The sequence below is a fragment of the Pseudomonas sp. YuFO20 genome (assembly GCF_035064975.1).
In the GTDB taxonomy this organism is placed as follows: Bacteria; Pseudomonadota; Gammaproteobacteria; order Pseudomonadales; family Pseudomonadaceae; genus Aquipseudomonas; species Aquipseudomonas putida_AE.
Map to the genome: position 1 here is coordinate 1 of NZ_JAXDEO010000155.1, position 685 is coordinate 685.

The 685-nt window shown below is 53.1% G+C and carries 2 protein-coding genes; one reads left to right on the forward strand and one right to left on the reverse strand.

Going from position 1 to position 685, the window contains the following annotated elements:
• Positions 1–346, forward strand: a 346-nt coding sequence (locus tag SOP85_RS31030) for an IS66 family transposase (RefSeq protein WP_323629409.1), incomplete at its 5' end; no start/stop codon positions are given.
• 40 nt (positions 347–386) lie between these two features.
• Here the strand turns inward: SOP85_RS31030 and SOP85_RS31035 are convergent.
• Positions 387–685: hypothetical protein (locus SOP85_RS31035; RefSeq protein ID WP_323629410.1), on the reverse strand; the 299-nt coding region annotated here is incomplete at its 5' end.

The following is a 685-nucleotide window of genomic DNA, read 5'->3' on the forward strand; positions in this document are numbered from 1 at the left end:
CCAGCGCGATCTTGTGCCCGAAGGCTCAGCCATTAGCAAAGCACTTGATTACAGCCTGAAGCGCTGGGCAGCGCTGTCGCGCTACCTTGATGACGGGGCTGTACCCATAGACAACAATTGGGCCGAGAACCAGATCCGACCATGGGCTCTTGGACGTAAGAACTGGCTCTTCGCAGGCTCGCTACGCAGCGGAAAACGGGCGGCTGCGATCATGAGTCTGATCCAGTCGGCGCGACTTAATGGACATGACCCGTACGCCTATTTGAAGGATGTTCTCACGCGCCTGCCGACGCAGCGGGCGAGTGAAATCGGACAGTTACTGCCACATAAGTGGATGCCAACTTGATCTGCGCGATGTGAGCCATGCGTAGACTGACTGCTTATGGTCAGTCTCGACGTTTAACTCTTTGGGAACACCCTATAGCCGCGAAGACGCAGCCTGGTATCCAAAAGCCAGGATTGCCGGTGCCTAAGCCTACGGCAAGTAGCGAGATGCCTACTGCGAGCATGATGCGTTCTCCATAACCGAAAAATCCATTCACAACTGATCTGAACTTAGCATAGGCCCATCGCAATAGCGGAAAAGAAATCGTCATTTTTGCAGGAACCATGGGATTCATCAGATCGCTAAGATGAGTAAAAAACGTAGATATCTCCATGCAAGGTGAGATGCCCGCACGGTTAC